General features: G+C 38.0%; 21 protein-coding genes and 1 pseudogene. 11 read left to right on the plus strand and 11 right to left on the minus strand.

All coding sequences use genetic code 11. The features are described from left to right. Positions 1–137 precede the first annotated feature (137 nt). Entirely contained in the window at positions 138–566 is a 429-nt protein-coding gene (locus FGQ66_RS15405; protein ID WP_113845347.1) for a hypothetical protein, read from the plus strand. A gap of 9 nt (positions 567–575) precedes the next feature. Beyond that, positions 576–1481 (plus strand): choice-of-anchor A family protein, encoded by a 906-nt coding sequence (locus tag FGQ66_RS06265; RefSeq protein WP_230315239.1) that lies wholly within the window; start codon positions 576–578, stop codon positions 1479–1481. Here the strand turns inward: FGQ66_RS06265 and FGQ66_RS15795 are convergent. From FGQ66_RS15795 to FGQ66_RS06285, 4 genes and pseudogenes are all read right to left on the minus strand, one after another. Then, positions 1430–1687: pseudogene (locus tag FGQ66_RS15795) on the minus strand (PTS transporter subunit IIC); the annotation flags it as partial. The gene FGQ66_RS06265 and the pseudogene FGQ66_RS15795 overlap by 52 nt on opposite strands. A 535-nt stretch (positions 1688–2222) precedes the next feature. Further along, positions 2223–3236, minus strand: coding sequence for a LacI family DNA-binding transcriptional regulator (locus FGQ66_RS06275; protein ID WP_081133942.1), 1014 nt, complete (start codon positions 3234–3236; stop codon positions 2223–2225). 191 nt (positions 3237–3427) lie between these two features. Then, complete coding sequence (locus FGQ66_RS06280) at positions 3428–3940, minus strand: LURP-one-related/scramblase family protein (protein WP_005878032.1); 513 nt, start codon at positions 3938–3940, stop codon at positions 3428–3430. 23 nt (positions 3941–3963) lie between these two features. Then, entirely contained in the window at positions 3964–4833 is an 870-nt protein-coding gene (locus FGQ66_RS06285; protein ID WP_113845353.1) for a Cof-type HAD-IIB family hydrolase, read from the minus strand. A gap of 125 nt (positions 4834–4958) precedes the next feature. Between FGQ66_RS06285 and FGQ66_RS06290 the strand changes: the two genes are divergently transcribed. The 4 genes from FGQ66_RS06290 (at position 4959) to FGQ66_RS06305 (ending at position 7975) form a co-directional block, all read left to right on the plus strand. Further along, on the plus strand, positions 4959–5639 hold the full coding sequence (locus FGQ66_RS06290) for a uracil-DNA glycosylase (protein WP_113845354.1): 681 nt from the start codon (positions 4959–4961) through the stop codon (positions 5637–5639). A 152-nt stretch (positions 5640–5791) separates the two neighbouring features. Then, complete coding sequence (pta, locus tag FGQ66_RS06295) at positions 5792–6772, plus strand: phosphate acetyltransferase (protein ID WP_005878037.1); 981 nt, start codon at positions 5792–5794, stop codon at positions 6770–6772. A gap of 215 nt (positions 6773–6987) precedes the next feature. Beyond that, entirely contained in the window at positions 6988–7461 is a 474-nt protein-coding gene (gene tsaE / locus FGQ66_RS06300; protein WP_113845355.1) for a tRNA (adenosine(37)-N6)-threonylcarbamoyltransferase complex ATPase subunit type 1 TsaE, read from the plus strand. After that, positions 7454–7975, plus strand: coding sequence for a GNAT family N-acetyltransferase (locus FGQ66_RS06305; protein ID WP_113845356.1), 522 nt, complete (start codon positions 7454–7456; stop codon positions 7973–7975). The genes tsaE and FGQ66_RS06305 overlap by 8 nt, the downstream gene beginning before the upstream one ends. A 189-nt stretch (positions 7976–8164) precedes the next feature. Here FGQ66_RS06305 and FGQ66_RS06310 read toward each other — a convergent pair whose 3' ends face one another. Together FGQ66_RS06310 and FGQ66_RS06315 are read right to left on the minus strand one after the other, a co-directional pair. Further along, entirely contained in the window at positions 8165–8698 is a 534-nt protein-coding gene (locus FGQ66_RS06310; protein WP_016177034.1) for a 3'-5' exonuclease, read from the minus strand. A 217-nt stretch (positions 8699–8915) separates the two neighbouring features. Then, entirely contained in the window at positions 8916–9668 is a 753-nt protein-coding gene (locus FGQ66_RS06315; RefSeq protein ID WP_016177035.1) for an exodeoxyribonuclease III, read from the minus strand. Positions 9669–9772: 104 nt separating this feature from the next. Here FGQ66_RS06315 and FGQ66_RS06320 point away from each other — a divergent pair, with 104 nt between their 5' ends. The 3 genes from FGQ66_RS06320 (at position 9773) to FGQ66_RS06330 (ending at position 12341) form a co-directional block, all read left to right on the plus strand. Next, positions 9773–10693: a Gfo/Idh/MocA family protein gene (locus tag FGQ66_RS06320; RefSeq protein WP_138302034.1), complete on the plus strand. Its 921-nt coding sequence runs from the start codon at positions 9773–9775 to the stop codon at positions 10691–10693. Between the two features lie 70 nt (positions 10694–10763). Further along, complete coding sequence (gene murB, locus FGQ66_RS06325; RefSeq protein ID WP_113845358.1) at positions 10764–11684, plus strand: UDP-N-acetylmuramate dehydrogenase; 921 nt, start codon at positions 10764–10766, stop codon at positions 11682–11684. A gap of 87 nt (positions 11685–11771) precedes the next feature. Further along, complete coding sequence (locus tag FGQ66_RS06330; RefSeq protein WP_113845359.1) at positions 11772–12341, plus strand: GNAT family N-acetyltransferase; 570 nt, start codon at positions 11772–11774, stop codon at positions 12339–12341. A gap of 266 nt (positions 12342–12607) precedes the next feature. Here the strand turns inward: FGQ66_RS06330 and FGQ66_RS06335 are convergent, their stop codons facing one another. Continuing rightward, entirely contained in the window at positions 12608–13411 is an 804-nt protein-coding gene (locus tag FGQ66_RS06335) for a DUF2238 domain-containing protein (protein ID WP_113845360.1), read from the minus strand. Positions 13412–13683: 272 nt separating this feature from the next. On the opposite strand from FGQ66_RS06335, the gene FGQ66_RS06340 reads away from it, so the two are divergent. Then, positions 13684–15198, plus strand: coding sequence for a flavocytochrome c (locus FGQ66_RS06340; RefSeq protein ID WP_138302035.1), 1515 nt, complete (start codon positions 13684–13686; stop codon positions 15196–15198). 401 nt (positions 15199–15599) lie between these two features. Then, complete coding sequence (locus tag FGQ66_RS06345) at positions 15600–16766, plus strand: EndoS/ChiA family endoglycosidase (protein WP_138302036.1); 1167 nt, start codon at positions 15600–15602, stop codon at positions 16764–16766. A gap of 71 nt (positions 16767–16837) precedes the next feature. Here the strand turns inward: FGQ66_RS06345 and FGQ66_RS06350 are convergent, their stop codons facing one another. The 4 genes from FGQ66_RS06350 to coaC all read right to left on the minus strand — a co-directional run bounded on the left by FGQ66_RS06350 (position 16838) and on the right by coaC (position 19896). Then, a complete protein-coding gene (locus tag FGQ66_RS06350; protein ID WP_113845363.1) occupies positions 16838–17821 on the minus strand; it encodes an NAD(P)H-quinone oxidoreductase in 984 nt (327 codons plus the stop codon). A gap of 4 nt (positions 17822–17825) precedes the next feature. After that, positions 17826–18476, minus strand: coding sequence for an SDR family oxidoreductase (locus FGQ66_RS06355; RefSeq protein ID WP_113845364.1), 651 nt, complete (start codon positions 18474–18476; stop codon positions 17826–17828). 216 nt (positions 18477–18692) lie between these two features. Next, on the minus strand, positions 18693–19328 hold the full coding sequence (locus FGQ66_RS06360) for an ECF transporter S component (protein WP_081133930.1): 636 nt from the start codon (positions 19326–19328) through the stop codon (positions 18693–18695). A gap of 16 nt (positions 19329–19344) precedes the next feature. Further along, on the minus strand, positions 19345–19896 hold the full coding sequence (gene coaC / locus FGQ66_RS06365; RefSeq protein ID WP_005878061.1) for a phosphopantothenoylcysteine decarboxylase: 552 nt from the start codon (positions 19894–19896) through the stop codon (positions 19345–19347). Positions 19897–20005: the final 109 nt, after the last annotated feature.

The following is a 20005-nucleotide window of genomic DNA, read 5'->3' on the forward strand; positions in this document are numbered from 1 at the left end:
TTCTGTAGTAAAATCGTTCATATGGAAGTCCTCTTTTCTGTGAATGTGTTGTGGTAACTCTATTCTACAGAAGGGACTTCCTTTTTTCTATTTACACAAAATATTTTACACTCTCTTGAGTGAAAGAAGGAGAATAAATGGTAAAAAATAAAAGTGGGAGTATCATAGCTATTGTGGCACTATTTCTTAATCTTTTGGTGTCAATCCCGGTTGTTGCAGAAACATATCTCCCACAAGATCCTGGAACTATCCATGAGGATCTAACAGGGAATTATGGAGCATTAGGGATTGCTTCTCAATTCCATGTTTTTTCAAAAGGAAAAACAACTATTAACGCACACACAAATGGAAATATAGCAACGAAAGAATTAGACGCGAATAATAATTTTGGTACAGATATCATCAGTGGAGACTTGCAATTGGAAATCAATTATGTTCAAATGACTGACTCATTGATTGGTTCCTCGTTAACTTCAGGAAATGATAATCGTGTGAATAAATTTGTTGTGGGAGAAACGGTAACCACAGGAGCAGAAAATGATAAAGCAGTAATCAATGGTTCATGAATCGATCATTTGACTCTAGAAGAGTTTTATCAAGATCGTCCTGGACAAACATACATCGATTTTGCTTCAGAATTCGCACAACTTGTAAGTAGTTCAGATTTACTGATGTCTATGACCCCGACACAAACATTTACATCTGCTGATTTTCCAGATATGAACAATCGCACGATGGTTTTAACGGGAACCGATGACTCTAATTTCATCTTGGCAAATGTTGATGCTTCAGTGTTGCAAGGTAATACACCATTAAATATATCTAATCCGGAAAATAAAGTGGTTGTACTGAATGTGATCAATGCTCCGGCAGATTTTACTGTTCAATCACAAATCCATTATAATGGGCGTAACAATCAAGAAACAGAAGATTTCTCTGATGCCAATCTTTCTTGGAACTTTGGTAGTTCACTACCTAACTTGACGATTGCTGCACCATTCCAAGGAACGATCATTGCACCAAATACAGATATCACAGTCAATCAAAATATGGATGGAACGATCATCGGTAACAATGTGGTCTTAAATGCATCAACGAATCGTTGGGATCCAAATGAAATTTTCCCAGTTGATATTCCTGACCATTCAGATTCATCAAGTACAACAGAACCAAGTACATCAGATTCGACAAGCGAAAGTACAACAGAACCAAGTACATCAGAGTCAAGTACGACAGAACCAAGTACGTCGGATTCGACAAGTGAAAGTACAACAGAACCAAGTACATCAGACTCAACAAGTGAAAGTACATCAGAATCAAGTACGTCAGATTCAACAAGTGAAAGTACAACGGAACCAAGTACATCGGATAAAATGTTAATGACTAAACCAAGAATCAAAATAATTGCCGCATTTGTTCCGAGTGTATCAAGCGTCATTGCCATCATTGCTTCGTTACTAGGCACAACACCAGTTAAATGAAACGCACTATTGAAAAGTTTACTAAAAGCAGTCAGTGTTTCAGCTAAGATACTGCTTCCTAATTTGATCATTGAAAATCCTACAAAAGAGATAATTGTTCCTGTAATGATTTTTGCAGGTTTGTTTTTCATTGCAACTAATCCCACAAAAGTAACCAAAGCAATAATGATTGCTGGTTTTTTAACAATTTCAATAAAAATGTCCATTATCAAAAGCTCCTCTCTTAAAAAACAAGTCCATCAGTTCATCATATGTATCTTCGCGCAAAGATATTGATAAATCGGTTTAGTAAACAAGTGGACGAATACTAAATCGGTTTATCTGATTGAATTATAGTCGTAGCACTATTTTTTTGCAAGCGCTTTTTTATATTTTTTTCTAAGAATTTTTTATTTGGATATTTTTAAGTGTGGGCTATTAAACTATTTGATAATTTTGGATAACAGGAAATGTTTGCTTGTAGGAAGCAATCAACATGCAAAATAATAAAAAAAATTCAGATATTAGCAGTTTTTTGATGGTTCATGAATAAAAGAAGAAACACTTAACTTTTGACTATACGCAAAAAAATAGAATGAGACAAAAGTAAGAAACACTTTTGTCCCATTCTTTAAAAAACGAAAAAACGATAGAATCAACTCCTGTGGAAAACAGGCTGGAATCCATAAAATTTGAAAAGCAATTTCTGTGAATCCTTTTTTCCTCGGGATGAAATACTTCTGTTTTGACCTCATGCGGTTATTAGTTCAATTTCTTAACAGAGCTTCTTTGGATCAAAGTAGGTTTATATAAATAGCTATCCGAGGTTGTTTCTTGGGAGATACCTTGGATCTGCTCCCATAATAAAGAAGCTGCTTTCAATGCGATCTTTTCGATTGGTTGTGCCAACGTCGTGATCTCAGGATCGAATAAACGTGCAAAGGAAACATCATCGATTCCAACAAGAGAAAAGTCATCTGGAATTTTTTTCTTTTCACGTTTGCTCCAAAATAGTGATTCTTCCAGTAACATATCATTTCCCATGATCAACGCAGTAGGTTTGGGTGTATATTGGAATAGCTGATCGAGTCTATCTGCTAATTCCTCTAACTCGCAACAAACCACAAATTCATCTGGTCGAGTCAGTTTGTTTTTGACCAAAGTTTCCTCATAGCCTTCAATCCGTTCGATACGAGTAGTGATTCGATCTTTTACAGGAAAAGTAAACAGTGCAATTTTGTCATGCCCTTGATCGATCAACAGCTGAGTAGCCATGGCGCCCGCCAGTTTATTATCTAATAGAACACTGGGGACATCGACCCCGGATAATTGCCGATCGAGAAAAACTAAGGGAATTCTTTGTTCAGCTAATTTTTGATAATACTCTTTATTTTGTGATGTGGGAAAGACTAAGATCCCATCTACTTGCCGAGCTAAGAATGATTCTACTAGGCTTTTTTCTTTTTGGGAATCATCTTCGCTACTTGCAATGATGACAGAATACCCTTCTTTTTGAAAAAACTCTTCAATCGATCCAATCAAATTAAGAGAAAAACGAGAATGTAAAGTTGCACAAATCAATGCAACGATCTTTGTATTTTTTTGTTTCAAACTTTTGGCAATTTGATTTGGACGGTAATTGAGTTCCGCAATAGCTTCTTCGATTTTTTTACGAGTCGTTTCACTCATATATGAAAAACGACCATTTAAAAATTGAGAAACTGTACTTTTGGATACTCCAGCCAAAGTAGCGACATCTTTTATCGTTGCTTTCATAGGTTCCTCCAGAAATAAATAGTTATAGACAGTTTAACACAAGGATTTTGGTGTAACTATAAGGGTAGGTAGCAGGTTATTTCGGTACTAGGTCTATTCTTAACCATTGTCTTCTGTGAAATAGAGAAGAAATCAGAAAAAAGATAGGGCCTTTAACTGATCGTTGTCTAATGATTTTTACATAGTTTCGTTCAAAAATCGAAACGATAAGAAAGAGGCGTATCTTTTCCATTATTCTTGCGATAGAGCCAGTAATCTAATACAGCAGCGATACAGATGCAGATTGGTGCATCTTCTTCGATTGGAATATCAAGAACATAATAATCGCCTGTAAAAAGTGTTGCTTTATCCATTTTCATGATTCGCTGATTAAAATGATGGATTTCATACTGATGGTTGTAAATATCTCCTTGTACGGTCCAATGCAAGCGACGAATGTAATAAAAATCACCCGGCCAATTAAATATTTTTTGCATGGTACCAACTTTTTCAAACTCTTTATAGATTTCAAACCGATTCCCAAAAGTAAGACTGATTTGTTTGATATGAGCGACAAGATTTCCGTTCATTGCATAAAGAGACAAAGCATCACCTTTGGTTCCCCAACGTCCGACCATCAAAAAAAGCGATTTTCCTGCTTCATTTTTGACTACAGTACGCGTGGCACGGCTAAGCTGCTTTTCTTGAATGAAAAATTCTGACATCCTTATCCCTCTTTTCTCGGAAATTATAGGTTTTCTGATATAGCTCTTAAAATCGCTTTGCCGACTCCTGCTTCAAGGTTCGTGTCTGTGATATATTTGGCATATTCTTTCACTTCGATCTCAGCATTTCCCATTGCAAAACTAACACCAGCAGTTTGCAGCATACTGACATCGTTGAAATTATCGCCGATCGTCATCACATCTTCTAATGGTATTCCTCTTTCATGTGCGACATGTGCCACCGCAATCCCTTTTTGGGCATTTTTATGGTTGACTTCAATATTGTTTTGACCAGAGGAGGTCACCGCAAGATCACCAAGCTGGCTGATTTCTTTACCAACAGGTCCTAAAACTTGTGGGCCTTCTGTATGGAAACAGATGATTTTCAATACTTCTAATTTTTCATCTGTAAGTAAGTCGCGAATACTGTCTACATAATTGATATGCAATAATTCAAGATTAGCCGAAGCCATCGCAATGGCCATTTTATACGTTAAATGGGGGAGATGAGACGCCACCATTGAAGCAAAGCTTTCAATTCTTTTTGCCTGGTTTTCCGAATAAAGTCCTTGGTTGGTCGAGACTTCATAGTAGATACCGTTTGCATCTAAAATGTCCAAAACAGTAGTTGCTTGTAGGGTTGGTATTGGAACAGTAAACAATGAGTGTCCGTCCTTATCAAATACTTGTGCGCCATTCAGTGTGATCATGGCACAATCAATACCCGCTTCATCTAAGGCAGCACGAGCTTCTTGGAAGTTGCGACCCGTTGCAACCATAAATTCGATGCCTGCTTCGTTTGCAAAGCGGATTGCTTCAGCGTTTTCCTCTGAAATACTCATATGCGCGTCTAATAATGTACCATCCATATCTGATGCAATTAATTTGATCATAAGTCGAATCTTTCCTTTCTGCTTCTTGTACTTAGTTTACCATATTAGGGGGCAACTGAGGGCGAAGATTACCACTTGTTAAGAAAGAATTTGTGGGTTATCCTGAGAGTTGGAGGTGAAGTATTTTGAAAGAAATCATTCATAATAGTTGGCAAGATGTCTTGGCAGATGAATTTGAAAAGCCTTATTATCACTCATTGAGAGATTTTTTAAAAAAAGAATACAAGACACAAAAAATCCATCCAGACATGTATCATATCTTTGAAGCACTGGAATTGACTCCTTATGAAAAGGTAAAGGTAGTTATTTTAGGACAAGATCCGTATCATGGGGCCAACCAAGCACATGGATTATCTTTTTCAGTACAACCAGGTGTGAAAATCCCACCATCATTAAATAATATCTATAAAGAGCTACAGAGTGATCTAGGTATCAAACCTGTAAATCATGGAAATTTAGTTTCATGGGCCAAACAAGGTGTCTTATTGTTGAATACAGTTTTAACTGTTAGAGAAGGGCAAGCCTATTCTCACCGAGGACAAGGGTGGGAGAGACTAACGGATACGATCATTGAGAAGTTAAATGAACGAGAACAACCAGTCGTATTTATTTTATGGGGGAAACCTGCTCAGGAAAAAATGAAGATGATCGATAGAAGCAAACATATCATCCTTACTTCTTCACATCCAAGTCCTTTATCCGCACATCGTGGGTTTTTAGGTTCAAAACCTTTCTCAAAAACAAATGATGCTTTGTTGGCACTTGGGGAACAACCAATCGATTGGCAACTACCTGAAACAGTGTAATAAAACAGCGCTTTCCTGTTATAGCCCAGTTTTTATGTTATGTGAAATTCTTCATTTTTATTGTGTTTTTGACTGATACAGATAAAATAAACTGTTCTTTTTTTTCTGAATAGTGTATGATGAATACATAAAAAATATCTGGAGGTCATCTTGTGGAATTGTTTGATAGTTTGAGATTCAAAATCGTACGTCGGAGTATTAAAATCGTTTTCCCTGAAGCAACAGATGCAAGAATTTTAGGAGCAGCTGCTCGTCTGAAAGCAGAAGAATTGGTTGAACCTATTTTGATTGGTAGTGAAGAAGAAATCAAAGATGCAGCCCATGCACGTGGTATCAAGACATCAAGTTTTACGATCATTGATCCGAATAATTACGAAAAGTGGGATGAAATGGTTGCAGCTTTTGTTGAACGTAGAAATGGAAAGGCATCCAAAGAACAAGCAGAGAGCATCTTGAAAGATGTCAACTACTTTGGAACGATGCTGACTTATATGGGCGTTGCTGATGGCATGGTATCCGGCGCGATCCATTCAACAGGTGATACAGTTCGCCCAGCTTTACAGATCATCAAGACAAAACCTGGAGTAAGCCGTACAAGTGGCGCAATGATCATGGTACGTGGGCGCGACCAAGAGAAATATGTTTTTTCTGATTGTGCAATCAATGTAAACCCAAATGCGCAAGAATTAGCAGAAATCGCAGTAGAATCTGCTAAAACAGCAGAATTATTCGATATCGATCCAAAAGTTGCGCTTATGAGTTTTTCAACGAAGGGTTCTGCAAAAGCCCCAGAAGTAGATAAAGTAGTGGAAGCAACAAAAATTGCGAAAAAATTAGCACCACAATATACGATTGATGGTGAGCTTCAATTCGATGCTTCTTATGTGCCTGGTGTAGCTCAACTGAAAGCGCCTAATTCAGAAGTGGCTGGACAAGCAACTGTCTTTGTATTCCCTGAGTTGCAATCTGGGAATATTGGCTACAAAATTGCTCAACGTTTTGGTAATTTTGAAGCAATCGGACCTATTTTACAAGGATTGAACAAACCAGTTTCTGATTTGTCTCGTGGAGCCAATGAAGAAGATGTATACAAACTAGCAATCATCACTGCTGCTCAAACATTACTTGATTAAGAGTGATAGCTCGTTTATTCATCTATTAAAGCAGGAAAAATGCTAAGTGGATCATTGATGAATAGCTAGTTAAGAAAAGGTTTATTGTTAGTTGAGATATTGGTTATTGGATAGTAGAGAGTTGGGACGAATGTTCCAACCTCTTTTTTTACTTTAAAAATTTTGCTGTACACGATATACTGACAAAAAAGCAGACTAAGGGAGTAATTTAGGAAATGATTGAATTGAATGGATTAGAACAGACAGAAAAATTTGCTGGAGTGATCGGGGAAGTTGCGATGGCCGGGGATAATTTAGTATTAACTGGAGATTTAGGCGCAGGTAAAACGACTTTGACAAAAGGAATTGCGCAAGGTCTAGGAATTGACCAAATGATCAAAAGTCCAACGTATACGATCATTCGTGAATACAATCAGGGAAGACTTCCTTTGTACCATATGGATATTTATCGTGTAGCAGCTAGTGGTGCTGATCTTGGCTTAGATGAGTATTTTGAAGGGGAAGGTTTGTCCGTAGTCGAGTGGGGCAATCTATTAGAGGAAGCTTTGCCTGAAGATTACTTGGAACTGGTTTTAGAAAAAAGTGATACAGATTTAGAAAAACGCTATGTGAAATTGCACGCATACGGTGAGCAGGGATCAGATTTTAAAAAGCGGATCATGGAGCAGTGGGGGGAAATGAATGACTGAAGAAATCGCATTGATCATCCGAGAAGCAATTCCTGAAGATGCGCAAAACGTGTTGGCATTTATGCAAAAGGTGGGGCAAGAAACAGATTTTCTAGTCATGGATGAAAAAGGGTCAAGTCTAACACCAGCAGCTTTAGCTATTGAAATCGACTACCTCAGAGACAGCATAAATAATCTACTGCTTGTAGCCATTCTAGATGAAACAATCGTTGGAACGATTTCTGTTAGAGCAGCAGAACAATATCGGATTTCCCATGTCGGTGAAATAGGAATCAGTATTTTAAAGGAGTATTGGGGAATGGGACTAGGAACGATGATGCTTGAGGAAGTTTTGTTTTGGGCGAAAGAAAATGGTGTCCTTTTCAGACTAGAATTAGATGTCCAGACACGAAATGAGCGGGCAGTCCATCTTTATAAGAAATTTGGCTTCCAAATCGAAGCTACAATGAAAAGAGGGGCAAGGAAAGATAACGGAGAATTTCTCGATGTTTATCGAATGAGCTTACTGATTTAGTGTGGGATAGATAGGGTTATTGAAAAGCCAAGCGAATTTTAGGCTTGATGCAGCCCAGCCTTTTCACAACCTATCCACGGTGTTCAAAGACCAACTCCTTGAAATAAGTCTGAATTTTTCAAAACATGAGAAGCTGTTTCGAAAAATCCATTCTTATTGTCGGCGGAGCTGAACGGTCTTTTCACAACCTTATTTCAAAGTAACCAATTTCTTCAATGGGTCTGTTCCAAAGTGTTTTTCTTGGTAGAGTAAGATTTCTGCACAGGCACGGCTGTCTTCTAGCGCATCGTGGTGGTTGTTTAGAGTAATGTTTAAATTCTCACACACTGTATTCAATCGATGATTGGGCATTTCTGGGAATAAGCGACGGCTGGTTTTTACTGTACATAACGATAAATAATTAGGTTGTGCCAATCCATAGTAATCTAAGCAACCAGCTAAAATTTTTGTATCAAAAGCGGCATTATGCGCCACTACTAAACGGTTCTGTTGGAAATATTTTTGGATTCCTTGCCAGACATCAGGAAACTTGGGTGCATTTCTGACATCTTCCTGGTGGATACCATGGATCTGGACGTTTCGCCAGAAGAATGGTGTTTCTGGTTGGATCAACGTGTAATACTCATCGACGATCTGACTGTTTTGAACCATCACTAAGGCTAAAGAACAAGCACTGTGAGCTTGATGATTCGCTGTTTCAAAGTCCATTGCGACAAAATTCATATTCATAAAACCTCCTTAAAATAGCAAGACTAACATATATAATCAATAAATGAAATGGTTAGTTGAAAGTATGTAGGAATGATCGAAAATAAGATAAAAAACGGTCTTTTCCTAAGTACAAAGATGAAAGATCAGTAGACTAAATTCTCCCAGAAAACAGTTCGCTAGAGAGACTAGCATCTTGCTGTTTTTTGAGAGAATTTATTTTAACAAGGGCTCAAGTTAAATCTAATTCAACTGGGCAATGGTCACTCCCCATGATCGTTGTGTGGATCTTTGCATCTGCTAAACGTGGTGTGAGATCATCACTTGTCAAAAAGTAATCGATGCGCCACCCAGCATTATTTTTTCTGGCATTGAAGCGATAACTCCACCATGAATAAACGCCTTCCTGATCAGGATAGAAGTGTCGGAAGGTATCAACGAATCCATTCGCTAATAGATGAGAGAATGCTTCACGTTCTTCCATCGTGAAGCCAGCATTTTTTTGATTGGTTTTCCAATTTTTCAAATCAATATTCTTATGGGCAACATTCAGATCTCCACAGATGATTACAGGTTTTTGTTTTTTCAATTCTTCTAAATAAAGATAAAATGCTTTTTCCCATTCTAGACGATAGTCTAAACGTTTCAATTCACTTTGAGAATTAGGCGTGTAGCAAGTAACCAAGAAAAATTCAGGATATTCTAAAGTGATCAACCGGCCTTCTTGATCGTGAACATCGATACCCATACCATATGAAACATTCAAAGCAGGTTCTTTAGCAAAAATTGCAGTACCAGAGTATCCCTTTTTTTCAGCATAGTTCCAGTATTGATGATAGCCTGGTAGATCTAATTCAATTTGTCCAGCTTGCAATTTTGTTTCTTGCAAGCAGAAAAAATCTGCATCTAATTCATTAAAGACTTCAAGAAAATTTTTATTGACGATAGCTCGAAGTCCGTTAACATTCCATGAGATAAATTTCAAATCAATACGCTCCTTTACTTTTATCTTGTGGCTCTATTGTACCTCATTTTCTTTAAAAATAGTGTAAGATAAGAGTAACTAAATTTTGGCTGGAGGAAAAGAAAATGAATATTGGAGTAGTCGGTGTAGGAAATATCGCAGAGAAAGCATATCTACCAACTTATGCAAAAAATCAGGGTGAAATCGATTTTTATTTTGCTACTAGAAATAAAGAAACCAAAAAAAGAATCCATGATCGATATGGATTTGAACATCTTTATGATACGATCGATGAATTGATCGAGCATAATATTGAAGCTTGCATGATCCATGCAGCGACAAGTGTCCATTATGAACTGGCAAAAAAATGTCTTGAAAACAAAATCCATGTCTACATCGACAAACCTTTGAGTGTCAATCTGGAAGAAGTGCAGGAATTACAAAAGTTAGCAGAAAAAAACAAAGTGATTTTGATGGTAGGCTTCAATCGCCGTTTCGCACCGATGGTAGAAAAACTGAAAGCAATCCCTGATAAACGGATCATCCAATTACAGAAAAATCGCGTAGCCGCTCAAGAGACAACAGAATATGTCATTTATGATTTATTTTTGCACTTAGTTGATACTGCTGTTTATTTGTTGGATGAACCCGTCGTGCAAATGAAGTGCCAGATCAAAGAAACACAAGAATTTTTGGATCATGCGATTTTACAGTTAGAAACAGCAAACCAAACAGCTATTTTGGTCATGGATCTAGTTAGTGGTGCAAATACGGAACGCTATCAAGTGACTAGTCCTAGTGGTACGTATGAAGTCAATGATTTAACAGAGATGGTCATCCAGACAGCGAATGGCGTGGAACTAGAAAAATTTGGTGATTGGGAAAATACGTTGGTCAAACGTGGGTTTGAGTCCATGGTCCAGTCATTTTTTGCACAAATAAAAACAGGTGCAATAAGAAGCGAAGGATTACGGCAAGAAAACATCTACCAAAGTCATGCTCTTTGTGAAGAAATGTTACGGAAACAAATCAGACACCAGATGTGAGGTAGACTGGTAAGTTTGTTTTAAGCGTGATAAAATGATGAGGACGTTTGAAAAGAAAGGAAAATCCTCAGTGAATAAAGAAGACTTAGTTAAAAACTTACCAGAGATTGATCTGTTGTTTGATGAACCGTTGATGAATTATACCTTTACAAAAACAGGTGGACCAGCGGATGTGCTTGTTTTTCCGAAAACAAAAAATGAAGTAAAAGAAGTTGTTGATTATTGCAGAATCCATGATTTACCTTGGTTGGTGCTAGGTAATGCCAGTAATTTGATCGTTCAAGATGGTGGAATTCGCGGTGTAGTCTTGATGCTGACGGAAATGAAGGCAATACGAGTGGAAGGCTCAATGGTCGTTGCAGAAGCAGGGGCCAAATTGATCGATACGACATATGCAGCGCTTGATGCTTCTTTAACAGGGTTTGAATTTGCTTGTGGGATACCAGGAAGCATTGGCGGAGCCATTTACATGAATGCAGGTGCTTATGGTGGCGAAATCAAAGATGTCTTTGCAGAAGTAGATGTCTTGTTGGCTGATGGTTCCATGAAAACATTGTCGAATGAAGAGATGGCCTTTTCTTATCGTCATAGCGCTATCCAAGAGTTGAATGGGATCGTCTTAGAAGCAAGATTTCAATTGACAGCTGGTGATTTTGAAACGATCAAAGGCCGAATGGTGGAGTTGACAGAATTGCGTCAATCAAAACAGCCGTTAGAATATCCATCTTGTGGCAGTGTGTTCAAGCGTCCAGTAGGGCATTATACCGGACAATTGATCCAACAAGCTGGTTTGCAAGGATTAAAATGGGGCGGCGCTCAAATTTCTGAGAAACATGCAGGGTTTATTGTCAATATCGATCATGCCACAGCTACTGATTATACTGAGTTGATTGCGCATATCCAAGAAGTGATCAAGGAAAAATTCGATGTGACTTTGGAAACAGAAGTACGCATCATTGGTGAAAAAAAGAGTATAACAACACGCGGGTAATTATAAGTAAGAGCAGCTAGTAATCAAAGTTGCTCTTTTTTATTACAAAAAAGAAGAAACGAATGACAATTGAAAGGGAGTGAAGGGATGTTAGACAAACAAGTACCTTACGCAGAAATTTGGATGGTCCGTTCTATCGATACAGAAGTACCTTCTGTTCCATTGGCAGACGGATATCATTTTGAGTATTATCAGCCAGGAGATGAAAGCGATTGGGTAAGAATCGAATGTGCAGTCGGAGAGTTTGAGAATGAGAAAGAGGGTCATATTTATTTTCAACGTTCATTTGCGCCATATCCGGAAGAGCTTAAGAAGCGAATGTTGTTCGTTGTGAATGATCTGGGAGAGAAAGTTGGAACTTGTACCGCATGGTTCAAAGAGCGTTTTGACGGGACTTACTCACTTTTCCACTGGTTGGCTGTTGTCCCTGAGCATCAGGGGAAAGGGGTGGCAAAAGCTTTGACAGTAGAAATACTTACTCTTTTCCAAAAAGCAGAACCACAACGACCTATTTACTTGCACACGCAAACTTGGAGTCATCCAGCGATCAAGTTGTATCAAAAATTAGGATTTTCACTTCTTTCTGAAAATTTTGATGGTAGTGAGAATCCAGATTATCCATTAGCAATGGAAGTTTTGAAACGGCTAGAAAAGTAAAAAGGAATTATAATGAACGGAAATTATTTTGTGGAAGAAAAAAAGCTGGAAGAAAAATGTAATCTCAAGGAATGAGAAAAAGATGCAAGAAAATTATTTTTCCACTTTTCTCATAATATCGGCTGTTTTTTTCGAATAGTTTATAAATGTTTCTGTGATTTACTTCAACAAAGAGGGCAAGACAATTTCACTTTTATCTTACCCTCTTTGTGTAGTATTCAAAAATATGTGCAATCGCTGATGTATCAAAGCACTTTACGAGTGTATCACTTGGCTTTTCTAGGAATAAAGTTCCTGATAAAGGTGAATTTTCGATAATCATTGCGACTGTAAAGATAGCCGAAGATACTAAAGGTCAAAGCGCCAATAAAATTGACAAATAGATCCTTCATCGTATCCATGATACCGATATCTAAATAGCCACCAGAAATGGTATATGTTTCAGATTTTCCATCATCGGTCTTATACTCGACCTCGGTTTTTTCAATATTGGGGATGGTGTGAACAGTATTTCCATCTTTACTGAGTTCTACGCTATTTATTTGTTGAACAAGTGTGTCCTTTTGCATATCTAATTGGAATAAATGATCGGCTGAGAATTCAACAAATTCCCAAGCGACACCAACGGTCATTGAAAAACAAAAAGAAACAATAGCAAGAAGCAAAGGGGTCAAATTCATTGTTTTTGTATTTTTGTTGAGTAAATAGACCAAGGAAAAGCCTACTCCACCAGCTAAAAAGCCGCTTAATGCATGAAGAAATGTGTCCCACATAGAAAAATACCCATAAAAATCGCTCAATTCACCTAAGACTGTCGAACTAAAAATAAAAGAAATTAAAATGATTTCTAACATATTAGGGATCTGGATCTTAAGTATTTTTTCTAAGAGATAAGGTATTTCAAATAAAATTAAAGTGAGTAATAACAGAAATGTATTGCCCATGTTTTGTTGGATTAATTGATCGACTAACATGATTGTGACGATGGCACGTAAGAGGATGTAGATCCCGTGAGTGACTCTGCCAGCAGTTTTTGTACCATTCATAAAAAATCGTTTAATATAATTCATCATTTAACTCCTTCACGTATATTAGAGATTATACTAGTTATCAAGAACGAACCACAACTTTTTGAACTGGATACAGCAAATAATTAGTTGAAAGAGAGTCAAGTGACAAATTTTTTCGAAAGGAAAAACGAACGCAAAATGGTCGATAGGAAAGCTTTTTATTCACATTAATTGTTTTTTTATCCTGATTATCAAGAAAGATTAAAAACATAGTTGATATTGTGAAAAAATTCACTTATTATAAGGGGAAGAATTACTTTAGGAGGGAAAAAATGAAAAAAGTAGTAAAAAGTTTAGTGGTTTTGACATCCGTGTTGGCAATGGGAGCATGTAGCCCTGATAAAAAGGAAGCCGCGACTTCATCAAGTACGAAAGCAACAGAGAAAACAGAAGCTGCATCAGGGGCATCGGAACAATCCTATACAGACCCAACAGAAATGAAAAAAGCGTATGATATCGTTATCGTTGGTGCTGGTGGTGCGGGGATGTCGGCAGCAATCGAAGCGAAAGATGCTGGATTAAATCCTGTTATTTTTGAAAAAATGCCAGTTGCTGGTGGAAATACGTCTAAATCGTCAAGTGGTATGAATGCGTCAGAAACAAAATTCCAAAAAGAAAATGGAATCAATGATTCAAATGATGCTTTTTATGAAGAAACATTAAAGGGAGGCGGGGGAACAAATGACAAAGAACTTCTTCGTTATTTTGTTGATCACTCAGCCGATGCAATCAACTGGTTAGATCAAAATGATATCAAGTTAGATAATTTAACGATCACAGGTGGAATGAGTGAAAAAAGAACGCATCGCCCATCTGATGGCTCAGCAATCGGTGGCTACCTTGTTGAAGGATTACTAAAAAATGTCCATGAAAGAAACATTCCGATTTTTGTAAATACAGATGTCTCTGACATCAAAGAAAACGATGGAAAAGTCAATGAAGTGACTGTCCAAGTCCAAGGGGAAAAACCTAAAGATATTACTGGTAAAGCCATTATCGTAACCACAGGCGGATTCGGTGCTAATGAAGAATTTATCAAAAAATACCGTCCTGATCTAGAGGGCTACGTTACCACCAACCAATCTGGCTCAACCGGTGACGGAATCACAATGATCGAAAAATTAGGCGGACAAACTGTTGATATGGATAAAATTCAGATCCATCCGACAGTTCAACAAGATGAAGGTGTCTTGATCGGAGAAGCGGTTCGTGGCGAAGGGGCAATCTTAGTTGATCAAACAGGAAAACGGTTTGTCAATGAGTTGGATACAAGAGATAAAGTATCTGCTGCTATCACAGCGTTACCAGAAAAATCGGCATATCTGATCTTTGATCAAGGTGTGAGAGACCGTGCGAAAGCAATTGATTTTTATGAGAAAAAAGGCTATGTGACTTCTGGAGAAAGTATCGAAGAATTAGCAGAAAAAATGAATCTTCCAAAAGAGGATTTATCTCAAACGATAGAAACTTGGAATACAGCTGTTGCGGCGAAAAAAGATGAACAATTTGATCGGACAACAGCGATGGATCATGATCTGTCACAACCTAACTACTATGCAATCAAAATTGCTCCAGGAATCCATTACACCATGGGAGGAATAAAAATCAATACGAATACGGAAGTATTGAATAAAGAAGAACAACCAATCACAGGGTTATACGCTGCGGGTGAAGTAACCGGAGGACTACATGGAAATAACCGTATTGGCGGTAATTCAGTCGCTGAGATCATTATCTTCGGTCGTCAAGCTGGGATACAAGCAGCAAAATATGCAGCTGAAAATTGAGATAAAAGTTTTAACTCGCTCGTTGAGGAAGAAGGAGTTTAAGTTCCTATATAAAGAATCAACTGTAAACGAACGAGCTAATTGATTTCTTTATTATTGCAAGCCGTAAGTCACGAATCTGGTTTTAGCCGTTTTTGTGATTTACGGCTTGTTTTAATACCTTAATTCAGGATATGAAGAAAGCAGACTAGCACTAAACAAGTCGCTATGCTTCATTCGGTTCGAAAAATATGAAAGTCTAAATTTGTTGCTGAAAGTTCTTTCTTTCCAAAAATATTTTTTCTTTTTTTAATAATTTCCTATCAGTTTACTAGAAAATTTTATATAATCAATCAAGAAAGCGTTTTCTTTTTGCTGATGTTTTTTGCAAGGTAGTTGGACTTATAAAATAGGAGGGAAAAATGAATAAAATGCAGATTTATATGTTACTTTTACTGACTGTAATGGGTACATTAGTTTTTTCTACAAAAGTATCAGCGCAAGTCCAGAGTGGTTCTCCCAAGATGATGGTCTATTATCGTGCTTGGCGAGATAAAGAAATGAAAGGCGTTAATACTAGTTTGACAGATGAGAATTGGTTGTCGATGGAAGATATTCCTTATGGTATTGATATTGTGAATATTTTCAGTTACGTTCCTGAAGGACAAGAAGCTGCGGCGGCTCCGTTTTTCAAAAAATTAAAAGAAAGTTACGTACCAACTCTTCATGCCCGTGGTGTGAAATTAACGAAAGCAATCGATTATTCTGTGCTATTGAAAATACCATATAGTGGTACTTTTCCGACGGAACAAGAATTTGACGCATATGCGAATCAACTATTAGATGAACATGTCCGTGCCTATGGTATAGATGGTTTAGATATTGATATGGAGACATTCCCTAGTCAAGCTGATATTGCTTTGTCTGATGGAGTGATTCGAGCATTAGCACGCTATATCGGACCATCAGCGAATAATAATACTGTTTTTGTTTACGACACGAATGGTTCAAATACAGGTCCATTACAAAATGTCGCCGAACATTTTACCTATTTAGGGTATCAGCAATATGGCTCTGATGCAGGTAGAACAGCAAAGGCAATCAATGACTATGAAAAATTGATTCCCAAAGAACGATTCATGCCTGGACTGTCTTTCCCTGAAGAACAAGATCATAATCGTTGGTATGATACAGGAGAACCTTACGAACAAAGTAATTTATACAAAGTAGCGAAGTACACGGCAGACAATCATCTATATGGGATGTTTCTATATGCATTGGATCGGGATGGCCGTACGTACAATGAGCATGACTTGAATCATGTCATTCCTTCTAATTTTTTATGGACGAAGTCAGCAATTCTAGAAGCGAAAGGTTTTACCTTGGAGCAAGCGAAAAAGATAGCGAACCACCACTGGAAGCGTATAGGGAACAACGATTTGAATCAAGCAGTTGTGGAAGAAAAGATCAAGCAAGCAAAATCAATCTATGAAGTAAATAAAGTATTACTAGGATCAAGTGAACACTTTGGAACGGATGGGGTGAGTGCTGAGTATGATCCAATTTACGAATGGTCATTGATGAATTGATCGATTGTAACTAAAACAAAACCAGCAAGTAGCGATCTGAGAGGTAACTGCTTGCTGGTTTTTGTGTTTTTTTATGATTGAATCGTTAAAATGATTTTTCCAATATTTTTATTGGCTTCCATATATTCATGTGCTTCTTTCACTTGATCAAGAGGAAAAGTACTATCTATGATCGGCTTTACTTGACCATCCGCAAGATAAGGGCCTACATTGTTCATGAATTCTTGGGTCAATTGTGCTTTATAGGAATCACTACGGGGAGTTAACAAGGTGCCTATCAGCTGCACCCGTTTTGAAATCAATATGCCCAAATCTATTTCTGGAACGATGGTGCCGCCTAGCATGCCAATCAAGACCCATCGGCCATCAACTGCAATCGAAGCGAGATTTTTTTGCCAATAAGAAGCACCAATAAAATCTAAAATGACATCCACGCCTCGACCGTTCGTTATTTTTTGAACTTCTTTTTCAAAGTCTTGAGTTTTATAGTTGATCAGTTCATCTGCGCCCAGTTCTTGGCAAAAAGCAAGCTTTTCGGTTGAACCAGCGGTAACGATCACTTTTGCCTTCGACAATCGTTTAGCTAATTGAATGGCTGCTGTACCGACACCACTAGCGCCTGCATGGATCAATACGGTTTCATGCTCTTGCAGTTTTCCTAACCAATAAAGGGTCTGGTAAGCAGTAAGAAACACTTCGGAGATTCCAGCGGCAGCCACGTAATCTAAAGAGTCGGGAAGCAAAATTGCTCGATCAGCAGGCATGACAGCATATTCGGCATAGCCACCTAAATTAACTAAGCCGCAAACCCGTGTTCCAGGAGTGAATTTGCTGTCTTCACTCTTGTTCTCAATGACCTCACCTGCAACTTCTACACCTAAAATGGGATAAGGTGGTTCTTGATCCGTTGATTCCCGGCGCATGATATCGGTCCGATTCACTGCTGCAGTGTGGACTTTGATCAAAAGCTGTCCTTTTTCAGGGTGTGGTTTGGGTGCATCGATTTCTTGAAGGACATCAACTGCTCCCGGTTGTTTGAATGTTATTGCCCGCATAAAATTATTCCCCCTGATGCCAGTTTTTAAGAGTACTTGAAAGGTCATCTTTGCCTTCAGATACTACGATCGTTGTTTTTTTGATTTCTGGTTGGTCGACCAAAGCAGTCAAAACAGCTGCGACAGTTTTACGGCTAATAGTTTTAGCAGTTTCTTCCGTTGGTTTGGCTAATTGAATGGGTGTCACTTCCTCATCATTTGTCAATGAAACGGGTTGGATAATGACGTAATCTAAAGAAGTACGATTCTTGAGCCATTCGTCTGCATAATGTTTCGTGATGTAGTAGTCGATCATCGATTCTGGCCATTTGCTTCGATCATCTGCAAAGACAGCACTGATCATCAAATAGCGGGATACATTGGCAATTTCTGCTCCGATCATTGTTTTGATTGCACCATCTAGATCAACTTGTAAAAGGTTTTTCCCTTGAGAACCAGCGGTGAAAATCAACACATCACTCCCTTTAAATGACTGTGCCATTTCTTCAGGAGTCCATGTTAAATCGAAAGAAACATAGCTGACATTCGAATCCTTTACAAGAGATTGAGTTGCGACATCTCTGACACCAGCAACGACTTGATGTTCAGAGGATGCAAGTTCTTTTATTAAGTGGCGGCCAATTTGTCCATTGGCACCTACGACAAAAATTTTCATTTTAATCTTCCTTTCTTGTAGCAATCAAAACAATGATAACACTAATTTGAAATTTTGTTAGATTTGAACTCTTAAAATATCGATGGTTTTTTAGTAGATTTGGCAGCTGATTTTAATTATAAAATAAAAAGCTTGTTCATCCGTAAAGAGCGTGGGACAAAAGTAAGAAACACTTTTGTCTCAACCTCATAAAGACAAACAAGCTTTTGTATGCGACTAGATCTTTGGTTGTGGATTCGTACGGATCAAACGGAGCAATACGCTGCAAACACCTGCAGTTGCGAGTCCTGCAACGATGGCTTCTGGGACTCCACTGGTGAAAATAACCGCTAGAACAGCGGAATAAACAGCGTTGATATTTTTGCCGATCACTTGAGCATAGTCTTGTTGGAATAAGAAATAAATCATGTTCATCACTAGGATCGTATTCACAAGTGATCCTGCTAGACCAGCAATAAAGAGAGAAACAGTATTGGCTTTGTTTTTGATCAGTTTTTGCATTCCTTTAAAGACGAAGTAAGGAACGACCCCAATAAGGATCCGTGGGATAAAAGCAATCAGCAATGCTTTTAAACTGCCATGATCTGTGCCGATCACTGGAATGAACGGCGAAAAAACAAACGATAAAGGTGTTTGTACTACCGTGCTACGAATCATACTGATCAAGCCGAAAGTCCCGCCTAAAAAAGCACCTAAACGAGGTCCAAGAACGATAGAAGCAATGATCACAGGAATATGCATCGTCGTGGCATTGATGGGTCCTATGGGAATAAAGCCAAGTGGCGTTACAGCTAGTAAAATCAAAATTGCTAGAAACATAGCAGTCAATGTAAAGTTCTTTGTATTTTTCATGATTACTCCTTTTGATTTAGATCGTTCTGTTGTTGATTGTCGTAACGACTTGATCGATGATCACTTGGATATCCGCAAGTGCACCTTTACCAAAATCACCACAAGCCAGTAACGATTCTCTAGGTTCGATCTCTTGATAGCCCACCGATTTTAGGGTAGCTAGATTCTTTTGATTGATCGGATTTTGATACATATTGGTATTCATAGCTGGTGCAATCAACTTTGGTGTTTTAACAGGTAGTGCCATTGCGACAGTTGAGAGCAGGTCATCTGCGACTCCATTGGCTAGTTTTCCTAGGATATTCGCAGTTGCAGGAGCAATCAATAATAAATCTGCATGTTTTGCTAACTCGATATGATTGATGACACTCGGTTCTTTTTCTTGCATAACATCAGTATGTACTGCACGTTTTGATAAGGATTGTAAGGTAAGCGGAGTGATAAAGTGCGTACTGCTTTCTGTCATGATCACATCAACTTGATAACCAAGTTTTACGAGTTGGTTCGTAATATCTGCACTTTTGTATGCGGAGATACTACCAGTAATGCCTAAAAGTATTTTTTTCATGGTTCATTCTCCTTTTTGTGAATCAAGATGTCTTCTATTTTAACAAGCGAGCAAAAGGTGTCAACAAGTTGATTTTTTCTGAGGACCCAACATATCTTTTTAGAAAACT

The organism is Enterococcus sp. BSD2780061688st2 D3 (assembly GCF_005844145.1).
GTDB classification, from domain to species: Bacteria; Bacillota; Bacilli; order Lactobacillales; family Enterococcaceae; genus Enterococcus_B; species Enterococcus_B durans.

Excerpts from the sequence above, each read along its gene's own strand:
- FGQ66_RS06355 (WP_113845364.1), bottom strand. The coding sequence starts at position 18,476 with ATGAAAATTTTTGTCGTAGGTGCCAATGGACAAATTGGCCGCCACTTA.
- FGQ66_RS06285 (WP_113845353.1), bottom strand. The coding sequence starts at position 4,833 with ATGATCAAATTAATTGCATCAGATATGGATGGTACATTATTAGACGCG.
- FGQ66_RS06345 (WP_138302036.1), top strand. The coding sequence starts at position 15,600 with ATGAATAAAATGCAGATTTATATGTTACTTTTACTGACTGTAATGGGT.
- FGQ66_RS06310 (WP_016177034.1), bottom strand. The coding sequence starts at position 8,698 with ATGAATTTTGTCGCAATGGACTTTGAAACAGCGAATCATCAAGCTCAC.
- FGQ66_RS06340 (WP_138302035.1), top strand. The coding sequence starts at position 13,684 with ATGAAAAAAGTAGTAAAAAGTTTAGTGGTTTTGACATCCGTGTTGGCA.
- FGQ66_RS06320 (WP_138302034.1), top strand. The coding sequence starts at position 9,773 with ATGAATATTGGAGTAGTCGGTGTAGGAAATATCGCAGAGAAAGCATAT.
- FGQ66_RS06360 (WP_081133930.1), bottom strand. The coding sequence starts at position 19,328 with ATGAAAAATACAAAGAACTTTACATTGACTGCTATGTTTCTAGCAATT.
- FGQ66_RS15405 (WP_113845347.1), top strand. The coding sequence starts at position 138 with ATGGTAAAAAATAAAAGTGGGAGTATCATAGCTATTGTGGCACTATTT.
- FGQ66_RS06275 (WP_081133942.1), bottom strand. The coding sequence starts at position 3,236 with ATGAAAGCAACGATAAAAGATGTCGCTACTTTGGCTGGAGTATCCAAA.
- FGQ66_RS06335 (WP_113845360.1), bottom strand. The coding sequence starts at position 13,411 with ATGAATTATATTAAACGATTTTTTATGAATGGTACAAAAACTGCTGGC.
- FGQ66_RS06350 (WP_113845363.1), bottom strand. The coding sequence starts at position 17,821 with ATGCGGGCAATAACATTCAAACAACCGGGAGCAGTTGATGTCCTTCAA.
- tsaE (WP_113845355.1), top strand. The coding sequence starts at position 6,988 with ATGATTGAATTGAATGGATTAGAACAGACAGAAAAATTTGCTGGAGTG.
- coaC (WP_005878061.1), bottom strand. The coding sequence starts at position 19,896 with ATGAAAAAAATACTTTTAGGCATTACTGGTAGTATCTCCGCATACAAA.
- FGQ66_RS06305 (WP_113845356.1), top strand. The coding sequence starts at position 7,454 with ATGACTGAAGAAATCGCATTGATCATCCGAGAAGCAATTCCTGAAGAT.
- FGQ66_RS06280 (WP_005878032.1), bottom strand. The coding sequence starts at position 3,940 with ATGTCAGAATTTTTCATTCAAGAAAAGCAGCTTAGCCGTGCCACGCGT.
- FGQ66_RS06330 (WP_113845359.1), top strand. The coding sequence starts at position 11,772 with ATGTTAGACAAACAAGTACCTTACGCAGAAATTTGGATGGTCCGTTCT.